The sequence below is a fragment of the Streptococcus sp. 2022WUSS083 genome, assembly GCF_044427155.1.
Lineage (GTDB): Bacteria > Bacillota > Bacilli > Lactobacillales > Streptococcaceae > Streptococcus > Streptococcus hashimotonensis.
On the sequence record NZ_JAOTGK010000004.1, the window covers coordinates 213,964 to 233,779 of the forward strand.

The 19,816-nt window shown below is 40.5% G+C and carries 16 protein-coding genes; 2 read left to right on the plus strand and 14 right to left on the minus strand.

Annotated elements, in window-relative coordinates; translation table 11 throughout:
• Positions 1 to 238: 238 nt before the first annotated feature.
• Together ODU41_RS06900 and ODU41_RS06905 are read right to left on the minus strand one after the other, a co-directional pair.
• Complete coding sequence (locus tag ODU41_RS06900; RefSeq protein ID WP_024408673.1) at positions 239 to 832, minus strand: YitT family protein; 594 nt, start codon at positions 830 to 832, stop codon at positions 239 to 241.
• Positions 833 to 909: 77 nt separating this feature from the next.
• Positions 910 to 1,293: a PH domain-containing protein gene (locus ODU41_RS06905; protein WP_002936200.1), complete on the minus strand. Its 384-nt coding sequence runs from the start codon at positions 1,291 to 1,293 to the stop codon at positions 910 to 912.
• Positions 1,294 to 1,519: 226 nt separating this feature from the next.
• Here ODU41_RS06905 and ODU41_RS06910 point away from each other — a divergent pair, with 226 nt between their 5' ends.
• On the plus strand, positions 1,520 to 2,272 hold the full coding sequence (locus tag ODU41_RS06910) for a hypothetical protein (protein ID WP_044768922.1): 753 nt from the start codon (positions 1,520 to 1,522) through the stop codon (positions 2,270 to 2,272).
• Positions 2,273 to 2,382: 110 nt separating this feature from the next.
• On the opposite strand, the gene ODU41_RS06915 is transcribed toward ODU41_RS06910, so the two are convergent.
• Positions 2,383 to 3,978, minus strand: coding sequence for an ATP-binding cassette domain-containing protein (locus ODU41_RS06915; protein ID WP_398578816.1), 1,596 nt, complete (start codon positions 3,976 to 3,978; stop codon positions 2,383 to 2,385).
• Between the two features lie 458 nt (positions 3,979 to 4,436).
• Entirely contained in the window at positions 4,437 to 5,981 is a 1,545-nt protein-coding gene (locus ODU41_RS06920; protein ID WP_398578817.1) for a peptide chain release factor 3, read from the minus strand.
• 237 nt (positions 5,982 to 6,218) lie between these two features.
• On the opposite strand from ODU41_RS06920, the gene ODU41_RS06925 reads away from it, so the two are divergent.
• Complete coding sequence (locus tag ODU41_RS06925; RefSeq protein WP_398578818.1) at positions 6,219 to 8,555, plus strand: cation-translocating P-type ATPase; 2,337 nt, start codon at positions 6,219 to 6,221, stop codon at positions 8,553 to 8,555.
• 30 nt (positions 8,556 to 8,585) lie between these two features.
• On the opposite strand, the gene ODU41_RS06930 is transcribed toward ODU41_RS06925, so the two are convergent.
• The 10 genes from ODU41_RS06930 to yycF form a co-directional block, all read right to left on the minus strand.
• Positions 8,586 to 9,284, minus strand: coding sequence for a TIGR02206 family membrane protein (locus tag ODU41_RS06930; protein WP_044670978.1), 699 nt, complete (start codon positions 9,282 to 9,284; stop codon positions 8,586 to 8,588).
• Between the two features lie 90 nt (positions 9,285 to 9,374).
• Entirely contained in the window at positions 9,375 to 10,736 is a 1,362-nt protein-coding gene (gene murF, locus ODU41_RS06935) for a UDP-N-acetylmuramoyl-tripeptide--D-alanyl-D-alanine ligase (protein ID WP_044670908.1), read from the minus strand.
• Between the two features lie 128 nt (positions 10,737 to 10,864).
• Positions 10,865 to 11,245: an OsmC family protein gene (locus ODU41_RS06940; RefSeq protein WP_398578819.1), complete on the minus strand. Its 381-nt coding sequence runs from the start codon at positions 11,243 to 11,245 to the stop codon at positions 10,865 to 10,867.
• A gap of 103 nt (positions 11,246 to 11,348) precedes the next feature.
• The gene (locus tag ODU41_RS06945) at positions 11,349 to 12,395 is read right to left on the minus strand and encodes a D-alanine--D-alanine ligase (RefSeq protein ID WP_240207471.1); all 1,047 of its coding nucleotides are present in this window, start codon (positions 12,393 to 12,395) and stop codon (positions 11,349 to 11,351) included.
• A 104-nt stretch (positions 12,396 to 12,499) separates the two neighbouring features.
• Positions 12,500 to 13,096 carry a recombination mediator RecR gene (gene recR, locus ODU41_RS06950; protein WP_024399909.1) on the minus strand — a complete coding sequence of 199 codons (597 nt, stop codon included), beginning with the start codon at positions 13,094 to 13,096 and terminating at the stop codon, positions 12,500 to 12,502.
• A gap of 8 nt (positions 13,097 to 13,104) precedes the next feature.
• Entirely contained in the window at positions 13,105 to 15,174 is a 2,070-nt protein-coding gene (gene pbp2b, locus ODU41_RS06955) for a penicillin-binding protein PBP2B (RefSeq protein ID WP_014637681.1), read from the minus strand.
• A 91-nt stretch (positions 15,175 to 15,265) separates the two neighbouring features.
• Positions 15,266 to 16,651: an ABC-F type ribosomal protection protein Vga(F) gene (gene vga(F), locus ODU41_RS06960; RefSeq protein ID WP_014637680.1), complete on the minus strand. Its 1,386-nt coding sequence runs from the start codon at positions 16,649 to 16,651 to the stop codon at positions 15,266 to 15,268.
• A gap of 257 nt (positions 16,652 to 16,908) precedes the next feature.
• Complete coding sequence (locus ODU41_RS06965; RefSeq protein WP_014637679.1) at positions 16,909 to 17,712, minus strand: MBL fold metallo-hydrolase; 804 nt, start codon at positions 17,710 to 17,712, stop codon at positions 16,909 to 16,911.
• A 6-nt stretch (positions 17,713 to 17,718) separates the two neighbouring features.
• Entirely contained in the window at positions 17,719 to 19,068 is a 1,350-nt protein-coding gene (gene vicK / locus ODU41_RS06970; RefSeq protein WP_002935841.1) for a cell wall metabolism sensor histidine kinase VicK, read from the minus strand.
• On the minus strand, positions 19,061 to 19,765 hold the full coding sequence (gene yycF, locus ODU41_RS06975; protein ID WP_002935840.1) for a response regulator YycF: 705 nt from the start codon (positions 19,763 to 19,765) through the stop codon (positions 19,061 to 19,063). The genes vicK and yycF overlap by 8 nt, the downstream gene beginning before the upstream one ends.
• Positions 19,766 to 19,816: the final 51 nt, after the last annotated feature.

Sequence of the window (19,816 nt, forward strand, 5' to 3'; positions counted from 1 at the left end):
AATTAGCTTTGATACATCGACACTTTCGGTTTGCCCTACTCTAGTACCAGCTCCTTGTCTGAAAGTTATACTCTTCGAAAATCAAAATCATACGTTGTTGACTTGATTTGATGAACTTCAGTTCTATCTACATCTGCGTCGCCTAGTCTGTTTTTAATTTTCATTGAGTATTAATTCATTCGACTATAAGAAAAGAGAAAACTAGTTATACATGCACAACTGGGTTTCTCTTGTATTTTTATTTATGATTATTCTTTTTCAATGCTTGCAAGAACCAGTCCAAACTTTTACTGATAATGACAACCATTACCAATGTCCAAAATGTTTTTACAAGCCCAATTTTAAAAGCCAAAGGAGTTACCACAAATACATCAAAAATGAGAATAACGGTGGAAATCTTCCATTTGAAATATTTATTACACAACAATGCAATAATATCACTTCCTGCCGTGGACCCGTTTCCATAAATGACTAGAGCCATTGATAAACCTGTCACCAATCCCGCCAAAAGAGCAGAGGGAATCAGGGGCAACCATTTTATTTGCAGAAAAGTCGTATAATGCATGGTTAAGGACATAGTAGCAACCGCTAAGAAAGTATAGAAAACCGTTAACTTACTCAAAAAGCGATAGGCTAATACAATCAAAATCCCATTCAAAACAAAACTGGACAGACTTGTTTCAATCCCTATCGTATAAAACAAAAGCAGGGTAACACCAGTAATCCCACCTTCGCCAAATTCATGTGGAATGATGAGCATATTCAAAACAAGGGCATATAGGATTGCCCCAAAACATATCAATAAGCAGTCTCTCCATTTTATCTGCATCATATTCTCTCCTCACAAACAGTCCACCTTAGTATATCAAAAAAAGCAGAAAGCGGATAGCCACTTTCTGTACTTTTTTCCTATTTTCCTAAGACTGCTGAAGCCAGTGCTTTTTGAATAGCAATGACACTCTTATCGCTCTTAAACTGAAGAATTTCAGCAGGTTCAACAGCCGATGAAATCCATATTTTCAGCTCAGCATCTAAGTCAAAATGACCAGAGGTTTCTACCGTAAAGCGTGAAATCGAGCGGTAAGGAATCGATTTATAAGATACCTTTTTCCCAGTCATTCCTTGCTTATCGACCAAAATCAATCGATATTCTGTAAAAACAATCAAATCACGAACCAGACTAAATGCCATCTCAACCTGTTCATTATCCAATAGAACATGCTCCAATTCCTGTTCAATCTTATCATTATCCATTTGCGAGGCATTACCTAGTAAACCTGAAAATAGTCCCATAATATGACTCCTTTGGTATTTTTCTATAGTATAACACAAAATAATGAAAATAGGCTACTTTGTCCTTGTCAATCATACGTCACAACACTTCCGCTCTCCTTCTTTATCTACTTCTGTAAGGCGAGGAGGCTCGACACTTCTTCCCTCACTCTCTACACTAATATAGCCATTGACAGAGCAAACAAACTATAGTATATTGAAAAAGGGGGAACAGAAGGAGAATATTATGGAAAACACAGCTACTCAAACTTTCGAAGAACTCGTTGCGGAACAGAAAAAGAAGCGTAATCGCGTCCTTAGAATTATTATCACACTCTTTACCGCTATTATCGTATTTTTTGCCTGTCTTGCATTATTCAAATATAATAGTGGCAACATTAGCGGTACGTGGCGCAATTCCCAAGCTGAACAAGATATTGTCGAAACCAGTATCAAGGAATTGCAAAATCAACTTCCAGGTATCGATAAAACGTGGATTGATGCAACTTATACGATGACCGTCGTAGATAAGAAAGCTGTCTTCACCGCTACAACAAGTTTTGATATTCCTAAAATCGCAAAATTAACCTTGGATCAAGCTTACAAGGTAATGTTAGAGGAAGCACAAAAAGAAGCAAGTTCTCTAGGAATTTCCGTAGAAGAATACTTAACAACCGCTCTCGGAGCAGACTATGAAAAGCAATTGAAATCATTTCTACCTACACAAGCTGAGGCGGAAAAAGAATTTCATAAGTACCAAGACGAGTATGCTAAAGAACTAGGTGCCACATACAATCAAGAAACTGGTACTATCTCAGCTACCTTTTTCGAGGGAGAAGTCGATCAGCTCTTCCATACCGTGACCATTACAAAAATTAATGACGCAGCTATCAACCAGCTAACTACATATGATATTGCTGTAAAAGATATTATTTCCTATTCTCGCAAGGGAAATACCTCCATTATTAACGGAAATGAAGAATTTACTCTAGAAAAATAACAAAACAAGGACGAGTTGTACAAAGCTCGTCCTTTTATGATTTTCATATCAAGATGTAGCCTATATACTCAGAAGCTTGTAATGCTTGATTGCTTTAAGGACTTTAAACATCATAACTCAACCTTCTCATCAAAAACGGATAAGAATGATTCACTTTGTGAATGAGTAACCACTATCAACAATTTCTCTTTAATATTAGAAAGAGTCTCTGCAATAAAAGCCTCATTCTCACTATCTAATCCCGTTGTTGGTTCATCAAATAGTAGGACCTCTGCATCTCTATAAAGGGCCCGCGCCAAATCAAATCTCCGCTCTTCACCACCCGATAGTTGTTTAGAGGAGGATAAAGGCGTATCGAATCCAGCCTCCTGTCTCTCAAACCAGTCCAGCAACCCTACTTGTTCTAAACATTTCAGGGCTTTAGCCTCATCCAAAGTTTCAAACAGTGTCAAGTTATCTCCTATAGTTGTTGCAAAAATAGCTGTTTTTTGTGGTAGATAATACATCTTATCAAAATAGGAAGCCTGAGCCACTTCTGAAAGATTAATCTGATTTATGAAAATCGCCCCCTCATCTGGTGATTGAACACCTAGCAAGAGTCTCAGCAATGTCGTCTTCCCACTACCACTTTTACCAACGATAGCATATTTTTTATCAGCAAGAAATTGATAAGAAAAGTTGTCAAATATAGGGTGTTGTTGATTATGGGAACTAACCCCATCTAAAGTTAAAGTCCTTATAGGTTCTGTCAACTCTTGTTGGACTTTGTCTTCATGTGATTGTCCTTTCAGAATAGTCGTCAATTCTTCCACGACCGTTCGACTAGCAAGATACTCTGTAATCAGTCCTGACATGGTTTGAATGGGACCAGCAACCGTTCCCATTAGTGTGGTCATAGCAATCAAGTCTGAAATTTTCAGCATCCCTTGGAAAACAAAGATACCTCCAATAATCCATGAACCAGAATAGACAATACTACTCAAACCGTAAGATACTGCATAGGTTTGAGATTGCTTTTTGGAAAATAGGATGGCTCTTTTAGCGTATTCTTGACTAGAAGTCTCTAGGTCCTTTTCAAAGACTGGCGTAATATTACTAATACGTATGAAAGAAAATGCTTGTACAAACTCACTAAATCGTTTTAAATAGACATTTTTCTCTTCTTGACTTTCTTTAGTCGTATGAGCCAAAATTTTATTATTTATCAACGGTGCTAAGAAAGGGATAAAACAAAGCACCAACATGATAATAGTCATTGTTCCTTGCAAGTAAAGTGCTCCAATTAAGGAGAAAGTAAATACAAGGACACTCGTTACCATTGATAAACCTGGTATTAAAAAGCCATTTTCTAATACATCTAAATGATTCACTAAAACACTTACCCTATCTGAGCTTGCTTTTTCTTCAAATTGAGCAATATCCTCTACTGCATAGGTTGCAACCAACTCATTTCTTGTCAATTCCATGATACGATTGACCAATTTAAACTTGAGATAGCGTGGTAAATAATCAAAATAAATATCACAAATGAAGAATCCAACTGCTATAAGAGAACTTATCAAAAATACCTGCTGATTTCCAGACAAAGCCGACTCAGAAACCCGAGCATAGACGAAACCTGTCGCTGCTAAAATCAGAGCATAAACAACTGAAACCAAGCTATAGATAAAAAATTCTGAACGACACTTTTTTAGGTAATGGAACATTGCTACCGGCACCTCCGATTGATTCGAGTATTTGCTTTTAATACAATTATATTAAAATATTGTTTTTTTTGCAAAAAATCCCCCATAGAAGCGAGGTAAAAGAAAAGGATCGGATTAACCGAGCCTTATTCCTCTATTATTTCGAGTAGATAGTGATTTTCAAAGCTGATTACTGACTTTACGCAAAGAAACTCAAGAATAAAACTAGGCAAGGAGCTGAAGATTGAACTAGAGGTTCATCGAAGCAACTTAACGAAGTTTTAGCTTGATTTTCAAAGCTGAACAGCTGTAAGCTGATACCATCAGCTCCCATCTCCCACCCTTCACCTCGCTTGACATCTCTAGGCTCAGGCTGAAACAGTTCCCCGAACTGTTTCACTCCACCCAGACTTTATTCAACGGTAAACTGACTGCCGTCAGTTCCCATCTCCCGATAGCAAACATCTCCCAGATGTTTGCTACATCTTCTCTTCCAACTCCACATTCGGATATTTGTCCGCAAACCAGCGGAGTGCGAAGTCGTTTTCAAAAAGGAAAACTGGTTGGTCAAAGCGGTCTTTAGCTAGAATGTTACGACTTGATGACATGCGTTCATCTAGGTCTTCTGGCTTGATCCAGCGGACTGTCTTTTTACCCATCGGAGTCATGACTACTTCGGCATTGTACTCGCCTTCCATGCGGTGTTTGAAGACCTCAAACTGGAGCTGACCAACGGCACCCAGCATATACTCGCCAGTCTGGTAGTTCTTATAGAGCTGGATAGCCCCTTCCTGTACCAGTTGCTCGATTCCCTTGTGGAAGGATTTTTGTTTCATGACGTTTTTAGCAGAAACTTTCATAAAAATTTCAGGGGTAAAGGTCGGTAGCGGTTCGAATTCAAACTTGTTCTTGCCTACGGTCAAGGTATCTCCTACCTGATAGGTCCCTGTATCGTAAACCCCGATAATGTCACCCGCCACTGCATTTTCCACATTCTCACGAGATTCTGCCATGAACTGCGTCACGTTGGACAACTTGGCTCCCTTGCCTGTACGAGGCAGGTTAACTGCCATACCGCGTTCAAATTCGCCCGAAACCACACGGACAAAGGCAATGCGGTCGCGGTGACGAGGGTCCATGTTAGCTTGGATTTTGAAGACAAAACCTGAAAAGTCCTTGTTGAGCGGGTCAATGACATCCCCTGTCGTTGTCTTATGACCATGTGGCTCTGGAGCAAACTCCAAGAATGTATCCAGGAAGGTCTGCACACCAAAGTTTGTCAGGGCTGAGCCGAAGAAAACAGGTGTCAAATCGCCGTCCAAAATCGCCTGTTCTGAAAATTCATTCCCAGCTTCCGCCAAAAGTTCAATATCATCTAGAACTTGTGCATAAAAGGGGTTAGAACCAAAGAGCTTGTCACCCTCGTCCAAGCTTGCAAAACGCTCATCACCTCGGTAGAGTTCCAAGCGTTTGTTATGAAGGTCATAGAGACCCTCGAAAGATTTCCCCATACCAATCGGCCAGTTCATCGGATAGCTAGCGATGCCCAAGACTTCTTCCAACTCCTGCAACAAATCCAATGGCTCACGGCCATCACGGTCCAACTTGTTGATAAAAGTGAAAACAGGAATGTTGCGGTGCTTCACAACCTCAAAGAGCTTTTTGGTCTGGGCCTCGATACCTTTGGCAGAGTCCACCACCATGACAGCCGCATCCACCGCCATCAAGGTACGATAGGTATCCTCAGAGAAGTCCTCGTGCCCTGGTGTATCCAAGATATTGACACGCTTGCCTGCGTAGTCAAACTGCATAACAGAGGAGGTAACAGAGATACCACGTTGTTTCTCAATATCCATCCAGTCAGACTTGGCAAAATTACCAGTCTTTTTCCCCTTGACCGTACCTGCTTCACGAATCTCACCCCCAAAGTAGAGCAACTGCTCGGTAATGGTGGTCTTACCCGCGTCCGGGTGAGAGATAATCGCAAAGGTGCGGCGTTTCTTGATTTCTTCTTGTAGTGACATAATGTTTCCTTTTCATTTTTTTGTATTTTGATTCATAGCAGAGCTGAGCTCTTATCTTATTCGATTTACATTGGATTCATCCTTATTCTTTACTAGACAACTCCCTTATTATATCGGAAATAAGGGAATTTTTCAAACTATTGAAGAATAGGTCTACAGACCTATACTGTTGTATTATAAATATGTTACAATAAGTATGAGATGCATTCTATATACTAGAAAAAGAAAGATAAAATAATGAACAAAAAAATAAAAGGTTTATCAACCAAGGAAGTACAAGAACGTATTCAAAACCAGCAAACCAATCATTTTAAGACAAAGACCAGCGCCAGTAATTGGGAAATCTTCAGACGAAATGTGTTTACATCTTTTAACGCACTCAATTTTGCCATTTTCTTAGCCTTACTAGCTGTTCAGGCATGGTCCAACCTTTTCTTCTTCGGAGTCATTGTCCTCAACGCTGTTTCAGGAATGCTGACAGAATGGCGGGCACGACGAATGATTGACAAACTCAACCTGATGAACAAGGATTTTATCCGAGTTGTTCGTGACAGTGAGACACACTCTCTTGCACCAGAAGATATTGTTTTAGATGATGTTCTCTTGCTGTCTGCTGGCGAACAAGTTCCTAGTGATGCTATTGTTTTAGAAGGTATAGCCGAGGCAAACGAGGCCATGTTAACCGGTGAAAGCGACTTGATTGTGAAAAATACTGGGGCTGAATTATTGTCTGGTAGCTATCTAGTTAGCGGACAGATTTATGCAAAAGTCATCCATGTTGGCGCAGAAAACTATGCCAATAAGCTCATGCTTGAGGCGAAAACTCACAAACCTATCGTCTCTCGTATTCTTTACAATATGGATAAAATTGCTAAATTTACAGGAAAAATTATTATTCCATTCGGACTTGCTCTTTTTCTAGAAGCCTTTTTCATCAAACTTCTTCCCTTAAAAGACTCAGTTATTACCAGCTCTACTGCCCTACTAGGTATGTTACCAAAGGGAATCGCTCTGCTGACCATCACTTCTCTCTTAACTGCCGTTATCAAACTGGGAATGAAAAATGTCCTCGTACAAGAAATGTATTCCGTCGAAACACTGGCCCGAGTTGATGTTCTTTGTTTGGATAAGACCGGAACGATTACTCAGGGAAAAATGACCGTCGAAAACCTGCTCCCCTTAACCAACCATTATTCACTTGACACTATCCAACAGATACTCGCTACCTATATCCAGACAAGTGAGGATACTAATTCAACAGCTCAGGCCATTCGAAAAGAATATGGTGATTTAGAGCACCACTATAAAGCTAGTCACATCATTCCATTTTCTAGTGATAGAAAATGGGGAGCAATGACAATAGAAAACATTGGTCGCATTTTTCTAGGGGCACCAGAAATGTTACTAACACAAAATCCTCCTTCTGTTTCTGAGGCACAGGCTCGTGGTTCCCGTGTCCTGATTCTTGCGCTTAGTCAACAGTCCCTTCCTTCTTCTCAAAATCAGCTACCTGAGAATATTGAACCTCTAGCCCTATTAGAAATTGCCGACCCAATTCGAGAAGATGCCGCAGAAACACTAGCCTATCTTCGCTCGCAAGAAGTGACACTAAAAATAATCTCTGGTGACAATCCTGTGACTGTCTCACACATTGCTAAGGAAGCTGGATTTGCTGACTACGATAGCTATATCGATTGTTCCAAAGTTGACGACGAAGAACTAATTGCCAGAGCTGAAACAACCGCCATTTTCGGTCGCGTATCCCCACATCAGAAAAAATTGCTCATCCAAACCCTCAAAGCACAGGGACATACTACTGCAATGACCGGTGATGGGGTCAATGATATTCTCGCACTACGCGAAGCTGATTGTTCCATTGTTATGGCAGAAGGCGATCCCGCTACTAGACAAATCGCTAATCTAGTCCTCCTAGATTCTGAATTTCGAGATATTCCTGAGATTCTCTTTGAGGGACGACGCGTTGTTAATAACATCTCCCACATTGCTCCCATCTTTCTTATCAAAACAATCTACTCTTTCTTACTTGGCCTTATCTGTATCGCTAGTATCACCCTTGGTAAAGCAGAATATTTGTTAGTTTTCCCATTTATTCAGATACAAATGACTCTCATTGGTCAATTTGTTGAAGGTTTTCCTCCTTTTATCCTAACTTTTGAACGAAATATCCGCCCCGTAGAAAAACATTTTCTCAGAAAATCTCTTCTCTTAGCCCTACCAAATGCTCTCATGGTTGTTCTCAGTGTCCTTATTTTCCATTTAATGCAAGTCTTTGGATACTTAAACTTGCATGACATGCAAACCCTCTCTTATTATGTTCTTGGTTCAACAGGTCTACTGGCTGTCATTCGTGCCTGTTTGCCACTGTCAAAAGCTCGACTGGCTCTTATTATTTATTCCGTTTTCGGTTTCTTCATCAGCTCCCATTTCCTGCATGGTCTGATTGAAATCCACCCCCTAAACAGTCACACATTGCCAATCTATTCTGGATTAATGCTTATTTTTATCCCTGTCTTTTTCTGGATTAGCTACAAACAAGGCGCATTTAAAAACTAAAAATAAGACTTGAAAAACTAATTTCAAGTCTTATTTTTTCAATATATGCGAATTCATTTGTTTGCTTTCTTTTTTCAAATAGGTAATTAACATAGCTTGTATACTCAAAATAGAGAAACAGAGTAGGCAGGTTACCAAGAAGAAATTCAAAGGAAGATTATTAGTATTCACTAAAGGTGCCTGTCTTAAAAATCCATAATTTCCACCAGTTAAAAGAGCTACTCCTAGAATCAGCATATTCATAATAAGCGTATATTTCACTACCTCTTTTCCCTTCAACATCTCCCCTTCTAAATCAGATAACAGGTACAACATACAATTAACCGTCAAGGCGTAGTGACCAATAACAAAAGTAAAGAAGGTAAGGTGTGGAAAAGCAAACGGGTCAAATACTGGATGAATAAAGGCCGCAAGCGATCCAAAAAGACCCAGATAGGCAAAATAACGTTTCAAAGGTCCGGGCTTCGCCCAAAGAATAAAGAGCATAGCCAAGCGACAATGATAAAAAGGAAGACTCTCAGAAAGAGGAAAATCAGCTACGATATACCAAGTATAAAGGGAGACAATCTGTATAAATTGAAGCCACCAAAAAACAATATGAAACCATCTTTTTTGATAACAACGAAAACAAAGATGGAGCATGAAAAACCAAATAATCATGAGAAACAGATGTTCCAATACGTTCAGGTTCGGTGCTTCAGAAATCTGATTGCTAAAAAAATCACTCATCTTATTAAAATCCTCTCTTTCCTCAAAAGTTAGTATATCAACTTTTCGATGTTTTGACAAGACTTGCTAAAAAAGAGAGGTCTCTCCTCTCTACTTTTCTATTGCTTCCACTACTTTCCCAAGATTCATGGAATTAGAGCCTTTAAAGAGGATTTGGTCCTCTTTTCCTAGACTTTCCCTAACCTGTTTAACCAGATCTTCAAATTGATCCTGCTCTGCATTTTTCCTAAAGAAATAGACTTTTCCAATCGGGAACATCTGACTAGCCAACTGGGCCAGACCTTCAATATCCTGACCGTAGAAAATGACGGTGTCTAGCACATCAGGCGACAGGCTCAAAATCATCTGATTGTGGAGATCGATGGACTGGCTGCCCAGTTCTTTCATGTCTGCTAAAACGGCGATTTTCTTGCCGCCTTCATTGGCTGGAATGCTAGAGAAGGTTTCCAAAATCAAGCGCATGGCCGTTGGGTTGGCATTGTAGACATCACTGAGAATATCGGCTCCGTTTGCTGCTTTTTTCCACTCGGTACGATTGCGGGTCAAGTTCAGACCAGCTAGGGCTGACTTGATTGCCTCATCTGGCACACCCAAAGTCTTACCTACGTAGCTTGCTACCATGGCATTGGTGGCATTGTACTTGCCCGTTACTGGGAGGAAAATGTCGCCGTCCATAAAGTTGACGGTGAAGGTCAGGCTATCTTTTGACTCGACCAGACTAGTCACCTGCAAATCTCCCTGCTCACCGAAGCGAATGAGGTCTACATGGCTCGGCAAGAGCTTATCCGCAATCGGATCTGCTGGGACCAAGAGTTTACTACCTAGCTCCATTCCATCTGCAATCTGTAATTTTCCTTTGGCAATCTCTTCTCGTGAGCCGAAAAATTCCAAATGGGCTTCGCCAAATAGAGTAATAACCGACAGACTTGGTTTGGCAATTTCAGATAGGAGATGAATGTCACCCAAGTGGTCTTGGCCCATTTCCAAGACCAGTTTTTCTGTATCCTCAGGCATATGGAGGACGGTGTAAGGCAGACCAATTTCGTTGTTATAGTTGCCCTGAGTCTTGTAAGTCTTGTAAGTCGTCGTCAGAACATCGTGAATCATGTCCTTGGTGGTCGTTTTACCGTTTGATCCTGTCACAGCAATGACTTCTACCCCTGTTTTCTCTAGGTAGTAGGCCGCTAATTGTTGAAGCGCAGCCAAGCAATCATCTACTAGAATGTGAGGAACATCAAGACTGGCTTCAGACAGGGTTACTGCGCAGCCATTTTCAAAAGCAACAGGAATAAAGTCATGACCGTCACGCGCTCCCTTGAGGGGAACAAAAAGATCCCCTTCTGTAATCAGGCGACTGTCAAACTCGACCTTGTTGAGTGCTGTATCGGGATAAAGACTAATATTATTTTTTGCGCCCAAGACCTGAGCGACTTCGTGTAGGGTTAATTTCATTGTTTTCTCCAATAAACTAAAAAAGAGCTTTCGCTCTTTCTATTATACCACTTTTTATCGAACTTGAGTGAGGACACCATCTTTCATCTCATAAACCTTGTCGCATTTCTTCAATTACTAAAAACATCTTACTCCACACTTTCTAAGACATAAAAACTTGTCTCAAACTGCAAGTCTTCCCTCAAAAGAGCTTTGACTTTACATTTCTTTTCCACATAGGCAAGAATCTCTTTCTGCTTTTGCGCTGAAACCGACTCTCCAATTCCAATCAACACTTCAAAACGCTGATTGTCCAAGCGACTCTCCACCTGAACAGGCATGGTTTTATTGCCTACTTGGCTGGCATAATAGCCCTGCACACACATGGTGATACAGGCAGCTAAGCCAATGTTCACAAGGCTTACGGGAGTTTCTCCCTTCTCCGTCACACCAAAAGTATGAACTGGTTCTCCATAACCTTGAGAAACTGCCTGAAACAGACCTTCCCCTTTTACTGTCGTTTGATACATAAACACCTCCACATACTTGAAACCATTCTATTCTTTTTTGCAAACCTTTGCAAGAATGTTAACTAGAAAAAGATTGGAAATTTTCCAATCCTTTTCATTCTCATTAAATCAAATGACTTTCACGTTTTTCAAACATTTCCTTGGCCAAACGAACAAGCTCTTCAATCAAATCTGGATAAACCAAGCCCATATTATCCCAAAGGAGTGGATACATAGACCACTGGGTAAATCCTGGCATGGTATTGAGCTCATTCAGGAAGATGTCGCCGTCTTCTGTCAGGAAGAAATCACAGCGAGAAAGTCCACAGCCACCGATAGCACGGAAGGCCTTGGCAGCATTATCACGCATGATATCCATGATAGACTCATCAATCTTAGCTGGGATTTCCATGGTGATTTTGTTGTCGATGTATTTGGCATCGTAGTCATAAAAAGCAACATCTTTGACTACTTCGCCAGGAAGGGTGGTTTTCACGTCAGCATTTCCCAAAAGACCGACCTCAATCTCACGCGCATTAACTCCCTGCTCAACGAGGACACGGCTATCATACTTGAAGGCCAGATCAAGCGCCTTACGCAAGCCAGCTAAATCCTCAGCTTTTGAGATACCGACACTTGACCCCATATTAGCTGGTTTTACAAAGACTGGATAAGTCACTTTTCCTTCAATCTCTGCGATCTTATCGTCGATATTTTCACCCTCGATAACTGCCACATAAGGTACTTGGGAGATTCCTGCTGATTCAAGTACGCGCTTGGTAGTGATTTTGTCCATAGCAACGCTTGAAGACAAGATATTAGTGCCAACATAAGGCATACGAAGCACTTCCAAGAAGCCTTGAATAGATCCGTCTTCTCCCATTGGGCCATGAAGAACAGGGAAAACAACTGCCTTTTCTTCATAAATATCGCTCGGACGGATTTTTTGCTCTTCAACAATCGTCGCGTTTGTCATGAGTTTTTCATCAGCAGCTGGAGTTTGAGAAAACTCTTGCGTCTTAATAAAGTCCCCTGTCTGGCTAATGAAATAGGTTTTGACAAAAAATTTATCATAATTGATAGCACGCATGACGCTTTCGGCAGACAGAACAGATACCTCACGCTCTGCAGAACGCCCACCATATAGTAAAATCAAGGTTTCTTTTGACATATATTTTCCTTCCTGTATCAACGCTATTACTCTTAGTATAGCATAATTTATCAAATCATATCTATCCTATCTTAAAATTAGGAACGTATCTAACTACAGAACTGCTATAGCTCTGTACGATTTTCAATAGCCCTCAACAGGGTCACTTCATCTGCATATTCAATATCACTGCCTACCGCTAAGCCACGAGCTAGTCGGGTTACTTTTATTCCCGCAGGTTTGAGGACACGTGAGATATACATAGATGTAGCCTCTCCATCTGCTGTTGCATTGGTCGCCACAATAACTTCTGTAACCTCATTGTCCATCAGGCGAGTGAGGAGGGTTTTCAAATTAATACCATCTGGTCCGATACCATTCATGGGAGAAATCAAGCCATGCAAGACATGATAAAGACCGTGGTATTCTTGAATATTTTCCAAGGCTGTCACATCTCGACTGTCTTCTACAATTAAAATAGTCGACTGGTCACGACTGCTATCTTGACAAATACCGCAAGGGTCCTGGTCTGTCAGATTGCCACAAACCGAACAATAGGTCAAATCCCTCTTGGCAGCCAAGAGATTTTTTGCAAATTCATTGACCACATCATCTTCCATACCAATGGTATAGAAGGCCAGCCGCGTAGCTGTCTTAATACCGATTCCTGGTAATTTGGAGTAACTGTCAATCAACTTGGCAATGGGTGTAGGATATAGCATAATTCTCCTTAGTTCATTGGGTAAAGTGAATTGTATAAATTAATGATTTCTGTTGTAATTGCTTTTGTTGTAGAATTTTCGTTAGTCAAGTTTGGAAGTACGACTGCAACTGCGATTTGTGGATTATCACTAGGTGCATAGGCAACAACGTTGGTATTTACTGCAGTTACTACTTCACCTGAAGGAGTTGTAGTATAAGTTTCGGCAGTACCAGTCTTGGCACTGATGGTCACGGCCGCACCACGACCGATAGCACTACCTGTATTAAATCGTCCTCCACCATTTACAAGTTGATAAAATCCTTGACGAAGGAGAGCCATTTCATCAGCTGAAATATTGACTTGATTCATCTCTTTACCAGAAACTGTTTCAATCAAATCTCCCAATCCACCTTGGGGATTATTTCCATAGATACCTTCTACAAGATGAGGAGAAATCCTTTTTCCATTATTTGCTACTGTCGCTACATATTGAGCCATCTGCATCGGTGTATAGTTATCAAACTGTCCAAATGCATTCATAATAAAGTTTGCGGTGGAATATTCTTCTGGTAAGAAACCTGTTGATTCAAGTGGTAAGTCAATTCCTGTTGACGCACCTAAACCATACTCTGCAAAAGTCGAACGAAGCTTAGTCATGGCATTTGTCAATGTATCGCCATCATTCAAATACATGTTAGCTGAGTAGGTCTGACCAAGTAGTCCCAAAGCAATCTTAACCATGTAGACGTTAGAAGAATATTCCAGAGCCTCTGTCGCATCAATATTAAAACTACCATAGGCCCACCAAGATGTAATTGGTGCTGAACCTGCAAAATAAATCGGTTCATCTAATAATACCTGATTTCCTGAGATAATGCCATTCTCCCAACCAGATGAAATAGTTGCACCCTTGACAATAGAACCTGGTGTAAAGACGCTTGTGATGGTGCCAAGAGCATCTTCGGTAATGGTACTTGAGCCTTTTTCGTGACTATATCCTGACATAGCAAGCACTGCACCTGTAGAAGGATTTAATGCAACTGCATAAACACCTTCTGAATAAAGTGCACTTCCTGTTGACAACTCACTCTCAAAATATTTTTTTAGAATCGCATTGACACCATCTTGAAAGGCCAAATCAATGGTTAGTTTAATATTGTTTCCTTGCTGACCCTCTTGGATGGTCTTAATACTCTCCACATTACCATTTCGGTCCAGATTGATTTCCTTTTTCTCACGTTGTCCTTGTAGGACTTCTTCATACTGCTTTTCGAGGTAGGCAGTTCCCACTCGGTCATTTGGCGAATAGCCTTTAGACAAATAATACTCTGCATCTTCGGCTGGCAAACCTGCCTGTTCACTTGTTACCGTTCCAATAACCGAACTCAAGGAGGTCGGTAGGATATTCCGCTGCCAGTTATTGGTCGTAGAAATACCTGGAAGTTGACTTTCATTGGCTACGATATGAGCAACCTGTTCAGCAGTTAGAGTATCTGTTACCAAATTAACAGTAGAGAAGTAAGTAGCTCCATTCATCTGCTTAAATAGCTCAATCGCCTTGCTATCTTGCTCAGAATATTGCAATGCTTCAGCAGGGATACTATCAACCGCATTAGAATAAATTGTCGATTCACTCAGGTAGTTGCCATCAGAATCGTATTTTTTATCTTCTGGCAAGGCCTCGACTACCTGACGATAAACTTCTTCATCTGCCAAATAATAATCAGCCTTGTCACGTTGAGTAATTGTTACGTCCGACACATTGACCCACTGCAAGAGTTTGTTAGCTACTTCTTTCATTTCCTGTGCAGACATCTTGTTGGAACGTGTGAAGGAGACAACCTGCTGAATCTCGTTTTCAACCAAAGGTTTTCCTTGCGCATCGTAAATCTGCCCACGGATAGAGCCATTGCTAATGATTTTCTGACTGGCAGTAGACAGCTTATTACTATAAAAATCATGATTGATAATCTGCATATCTGCCAGACGCAATATCAAAACTAGGAAAAGGAAAATCACGATAGAAAATAAAATATTTAAACGAAGGGAAATAAAATTCCCATCGTGTTCCAAAGGCTTGTTCTTTCTTTTTTTCACTTCAAAGACCTCATTCTAGAAATATCCTTCTTATTATACCACAGGCAAAAAATATTTTTTAGACAGAGCCTCCTTTTCAGAAAATATTTTCTTATGATTTCTTCACGAGACAAGCTTGCACTATCTCCCATTGACTGTGAACAGATGTTTCCACAAACTGTTGATCATGGGAAACCAAGAGGACACTTCCTTCATATTCCTTCAAGAATGTTTCCAAAGCTTCAATAGCTGCCATATCTAGAAAATTTGTCGGTTCATCTAATATCAAAAGATTTGCATCCGCCAACAATACCTTAGCTAAGGAGAGACGAACACGCTCACCACCAGACAGATTTGCTACCTTCTGCTGAGCCTTATCGTAAGAAAGTCCTAACATACCTAATAAATTGAGAATCGTCATCTTATCTTGAAGAGAGGTACAACTAACATTTTCAAAAGCAGTCTTTTCTTCATCAAGGTTTATCAAATCCTGTGCAAAATAAGCAATTTTTAACTTAGGATTATAATAGCCTGCCAATTCTTTCCTTAATAATTTTCGGACAAAACTGGTCTTTCCAGAACCATTCGCCCCCACTAAGGCTAACTTCTCTCCAAACGTCATCCCTATCTGAGGGAAATCAAATAGATACACTTCATCCACAAAAACTTGACCTGCTTGCAAAAGAAATAGTCTGTGTAAATCAGTATCTAAGGCCCCTTTTGATTCCATTTTAATATGAGCCTCCCTTCTGGGCTGACTAACCTTTTCCAACCTCTCAATCCTTTTCTCTAACTGTTTAGCAGACTTAGCCATTGACTTGGATTGACTATCATAGGAACCCATCATAGCACTGACTTTCCACTCAGACGATGAAACACCTTTCTTTCTCTTCCCCATCTTCTGAGCCTTGACCTGACGCTCTTTTTGGGCTTTTTTTAGTTGAGCGACTTTTTTCTGATAGGCTTCATAGGCCTCCTGCTGCCCTTCTCGCCTAGCCCGGCGACTTTCTACAAACGCCTCATAATTCCCTGTATAGACCTGAATACTTCCTTCTTCTAAATGCCAAATGTGACTGGCTATTTGATTGAGAAAATGCCGATCATGACTAACAACTAGTAGACTACCTCGATAGCGTTTGATTTGTTTGATTAGCTTTTCCTGGTGTTCTTGGTCTAGATTAGCTGTCGGCTCATCCAGGATTAACAACTGCGGTCTTTGGGCAAAAGCCTCTTGAATAGACTTCCAAACCTGTTCCCCACCTGAAAGCGAGCTCCTTTCCTGTAACTGGGGTACATAGGCCCAGTCTGCTTTTACCTCAATTTGACCGACAAAATCCCTATCCAGTCCTAGTAAGATTTTCAAAAAAGTAGACTTGCCAACACCATTATTTCCAACCAAACCAACCTTTTGACCAGCTTGAAGGCTCAACTGCTGGATTGTAAACAAACTACGTCCCGCAAATTCCTTCTCTAATTGAATACATTTTATCATTTCCATATAGACCTCTTTTCTTCACAAAAAGGGCTTCTATTCTTCAAAAAATGACACAAGAAAAAAGCCATGCAAAACATGACCTTTCCCTATGGAAAAAGTCACATGAATAGTAAGCCCTTATGAGCAGTCTTATCCCTTGTATTCTCGGTTAATATAACCTCACTACAATTTTTAAGAATGACTAATAAGTAGCTTAATTATTCATGTAACTTCACCTCACGTATTTTATATATTTATTCTAAACAAGTTCAATGAATTTGTCAAATCTTGGTCAAGGGAGTCGCTGTATCTGGCGATGTGTCATAGACTTGGAAATCCACTCCAACTCCTAAATCAGCCTGAGTCAATTGATTAACCATGGTCATGTGAGCCAATTCCTTGATATTGTTTTCCTTTGACAAATGCCCTAGGTAAATCTTTTTTGTCCGATTTCCCAACGAGCGAATCATGGCGTCAGCACCGTCTTCGTTACAAAGGTGGCCCTTATCTGACAAAATCCGTTGCTTCAAATTCCATGAATATGAACCTGAGCGCAAAATTTCAATATCATGGTTCGATTCAATCAAATAAGCATCGGCATTTTCTACAATTCCAACCATGCGGTCACTGACATAGCCTGTATCCGTCAACATAACAAAGGATTTGTCATCCTTCATAAAACGGTAAAATTGCGGACAGGCCGCATCATGACTGACACCAAATGACTCAATATCTAGGTCGCCAAAAGTCTTCATAGCACCCAATTCGAAGATATGTTTTTGAGCCACATCAATCTTGCCCAATTTGCTCTCCATAGCCTGCCAGGTCAATTCATTGGCATAAATATCCATCCCATACTTACGTGCTAAAACACCGATACCATGGATGTGATCGCTATGTTCATGCGTTACCAGGATAGCATCAATATCCTCAGGCTTTCGATCAATTTCCGCCAAAAGACTGGTAATCTTTTTCCCTGATAAGCCAGCATCCACTAAGATTTTCTTTTTATCTGTTTCTAGGAAAAAACAATTCCCGCTGGACCCCGAAGCTAAAATACTATAATTAAAACCTTTTCCGATCATATTCTCCTATTCTTCCTCATCTGAATCATCCCACTCATCTAGTGCGATGTCCTTGCTGTACGGCAAGACAATTGTAAACGTTGAGCCATGACCATATTCGCTTTTAGCCCAGATAAAGCCCTTATGTTGTTTCACGATTTCTTTTGCAATAGCTAAACCAAGACCTGTACCGCCTTGAGCACGAGATCGTGCCTTGTCCACGCGATAAAATCGGTCAAAAATTCTAGGTAAATCTGCTTTCGGAATCCCCAGACCTTCGTCTGAGACGGATACAATCAACTGACTATCTGTGGTCTTCATGCTGAAGGTAATTGTCCCGCCATCTGGCGAATATTTAATGGCATTATTTAAGATATTATCCAAAACCTGAGTCATCTTATCTGTATCAATCTCAACCCAAATAGGACTGATTTGATAGTCACGAACAATCGTATAGACCTTATCAGAATCAGCATTTTTCATTTGGTCAAAACGGTTAAGAATAAAGGTCACAAAAGCAGTAAAGTTTATCAGTTCAACATCTATCTGACCAACTTGATTATCAATACGCGATAAGCTTAGGAGATCTGTAATCATCCGCATCATGCGGTTGGTCTCATCTAAGGATACCTTAACAAAACTCGGTGCAACAGACTCCGTCAGCGCTCCCTCATCCAGAGCCTCTAGATAGGATTTGACGGAAGTCAATGGCGTACGCAATTCATGACTCACATTTGACACAAACAGCCTACGTTCCCGTTCTTCCTTGGCCTGCTCAGTCATATCATGCAAGACGACAACCAAGCCAGAAATCAGACCACTCTCACTACGAATCGTGGCAAAATTAGCACGTAAAGTCAAAAATTCTTCGTTTTCATTGGTGTGATCAATCACAATCTCAGGTGTCTGAGCCAACAAATCTCTCAATGTATAACGGTCTGATAAATCTAAAACCTCGAGCAGGTGATACTGCTCCTGCTTTTGGCTAGAAAGCCCCAACTGTTTCTGGGCCATATCGTTAATCATGATGATCCGTCCGATACGGTCTGTAGCAATAACACCGTCACTCATATAGGACAGGATGGAAGTCAGACGCGTCTTTTCTTGTTCTAAATTATCATGAGTTAAGCGGATGACCTCGGACAGATCATTAAGAGAATTCGCCATATCTGTGATTTCAGGACTTCCCCTCATGTCTAACACATCTGCATAATTCCCCTCAATTAAGGCATTGACTTTTTGATTGAGTTGTTTAATTTGCTTATTATCCCGATAGTTTTCAATCAAAAGGACCGTCAGAGCAATTAGAAAGCCAATCAAAATGACAACAAACCAAAATTCTGCCGTGGTCATTAAATAACGTAATTGATTAATCATTTCCTTTTATAAAATATCCCACTCCGCGACGAGTAAGAATGTATTCTGGTCTGCTTGGTGCATCTTCAATTTTCTCACGCAGACGACGAATCGTTACATCCACCGTGCGGACATCACCAAAGTAATCATAACCCCAAACTGTTTCCAATAGATGTTCTCGAGTCATAACCTGACCTAAGTGTTTGGCCAGATGGTGGAGCAATTCAAACTCACGATGGGTCAGCTCTAGCTCTTTGCCATGCTTCTTAGCGACAAACGCATCAGGCAGAATGACCAAATCGCCAATCACCAACTCTGGAGTTCCTGTTGACTCAATATTTGTCTGCGTCTCTGCCAATTCACTACGGCGAAGAAGAGCCTTAACACGCGCCTGCAATTCGCGATTAGAGAAGGGTTTGGTCACATAATCATCCGCCCCGATTTCAAGCCCGATAACCTTATCAAATTCGCTATCTTTAGCAGATAACATCAAGATTGGAACATTGCTGGTCTTACGAATCGTTCGAGCAACCTCTAGTCCGTCCAATTCTGGCAGCATCAAGTCCAAAATGACAATGTCAGGAAACTCAGCCTCAAACACTTCCAAGGCTTCACGTCCATCGAAAGCTGTCACAACTTCATATCCCTCACGAGTCATATTAAACTTAATAATATCTGAGATTGGTTTTTCATCATCTACAATTAATATTTTTTTCATTAGTATCTTACCTTTGCTTTATTTCTTCTATTATATCAGACTTACCTAAAA

What these genes read in the sequence shown, in the direction of transcription:
- ODU41_RS06920 (WP_398578817.1), bottom strand. Translation starts at nt 5,981, where the DNA reads ATGTCACTACAAGAAGAAATCAAGAAACGCCGCACCTTTGCGATTATC.
- ODU41_RS06940 (WP_398578819.1), bottom strand. Translation starts at nt 11,245, where the DNA reads ATGTATCAAACGACAGTAAAAGGGGAAGGTCTGTTTCAGGCAGTTTCT.
- ODU41_RS06965 (WP_014637679.1), bottom strand. Translation starts at nt 17,712, where the DNA reads ATGATCGGAAAAGGTTTTAATTATAGTATTTTAGCTTCGGGGTCCAGC.
- ODU41_RS06945 (WP_240207471.1), bottom strand. Translation starts at nt 12,395, where the DNA reads ATGTCAAAAGAAACCTTGATTTTACTATATGGTGGGCGTTCTGCAGAG.
- recR (WP_024399909.1), bottom strand. Translation starts at nt 13,096, where the DNA reads ATGCTATATCCTACACCCATTGCCAAGTTGATTGACAGTTACTCCAAA.
- murF (WP_044670908.1), bottom strand. Translation starts at nt 10,736, where the DNA reads ATGAAATTAACCCTACACGAAGTCGCTCAGGTCTTGGGCGCAAAAAAT.
- ODU41_RS06915 (WP_398578816.1), bottom strand. Translation starts at nt 3,978, where the DNA reads ATGTTCCATTACCTAAAAAAGTGTCGTTCAGAATTTTTTATCTATAGC.
- ODU41_RS06905 (WP_002936200.1), bottom strand. Translation starts at nt 1,293, where the DNA reads ATGGGACTATTTTCAGGTTTACTAGGTAATGCCTCGCAAATGGATAAT.
- ODU41_RS06925 (WP_398578818.1), top strand. Translation starts at nt 6,219, where the DNA reads ATGAACAAAAAAATAAAAGGTTTATCAACCAAGGAAGTACAAGAACGT.
- yycF (WP_002935840.1), bottom strand. Translation starts at nt 19,765, where the DNA reads ATGAAAAAAATATTAATTGTAGATGATGAAAAACCAATCTCAGATATT.
- vicK (WP_002935841.1), bottom strand. Translation starts at nt 19,068, where the DNA reads ATGATTAATCAATTACGTTATTTAATGACCACGGCAGAATTTTGGTTT.
- ODU41_RS06900 (WP_024408673.1), bottom strand. Translation starts at nt 832, where the DNA reads ATGATGCAGATAAAATGGAGAGACTGCTTATTGATATGTTTTGGGGCA.
- ODU41_RS06910 (WP_044768922.1), top strand. Translation starts at nt 1,520, where the DNA reads ATGGAAAACACAGCTACTCAAACTTTCGAAGAACTCGTTGCGGAACAG.
- ODU41_RS06930 (WP_044670978.1), bottom strand. Translation starts at nt 9,284, where the DNA reads ATGAGTGATTTTTTTAGCAATCAGATTTCTGAAGCACCGAACCTGAAC.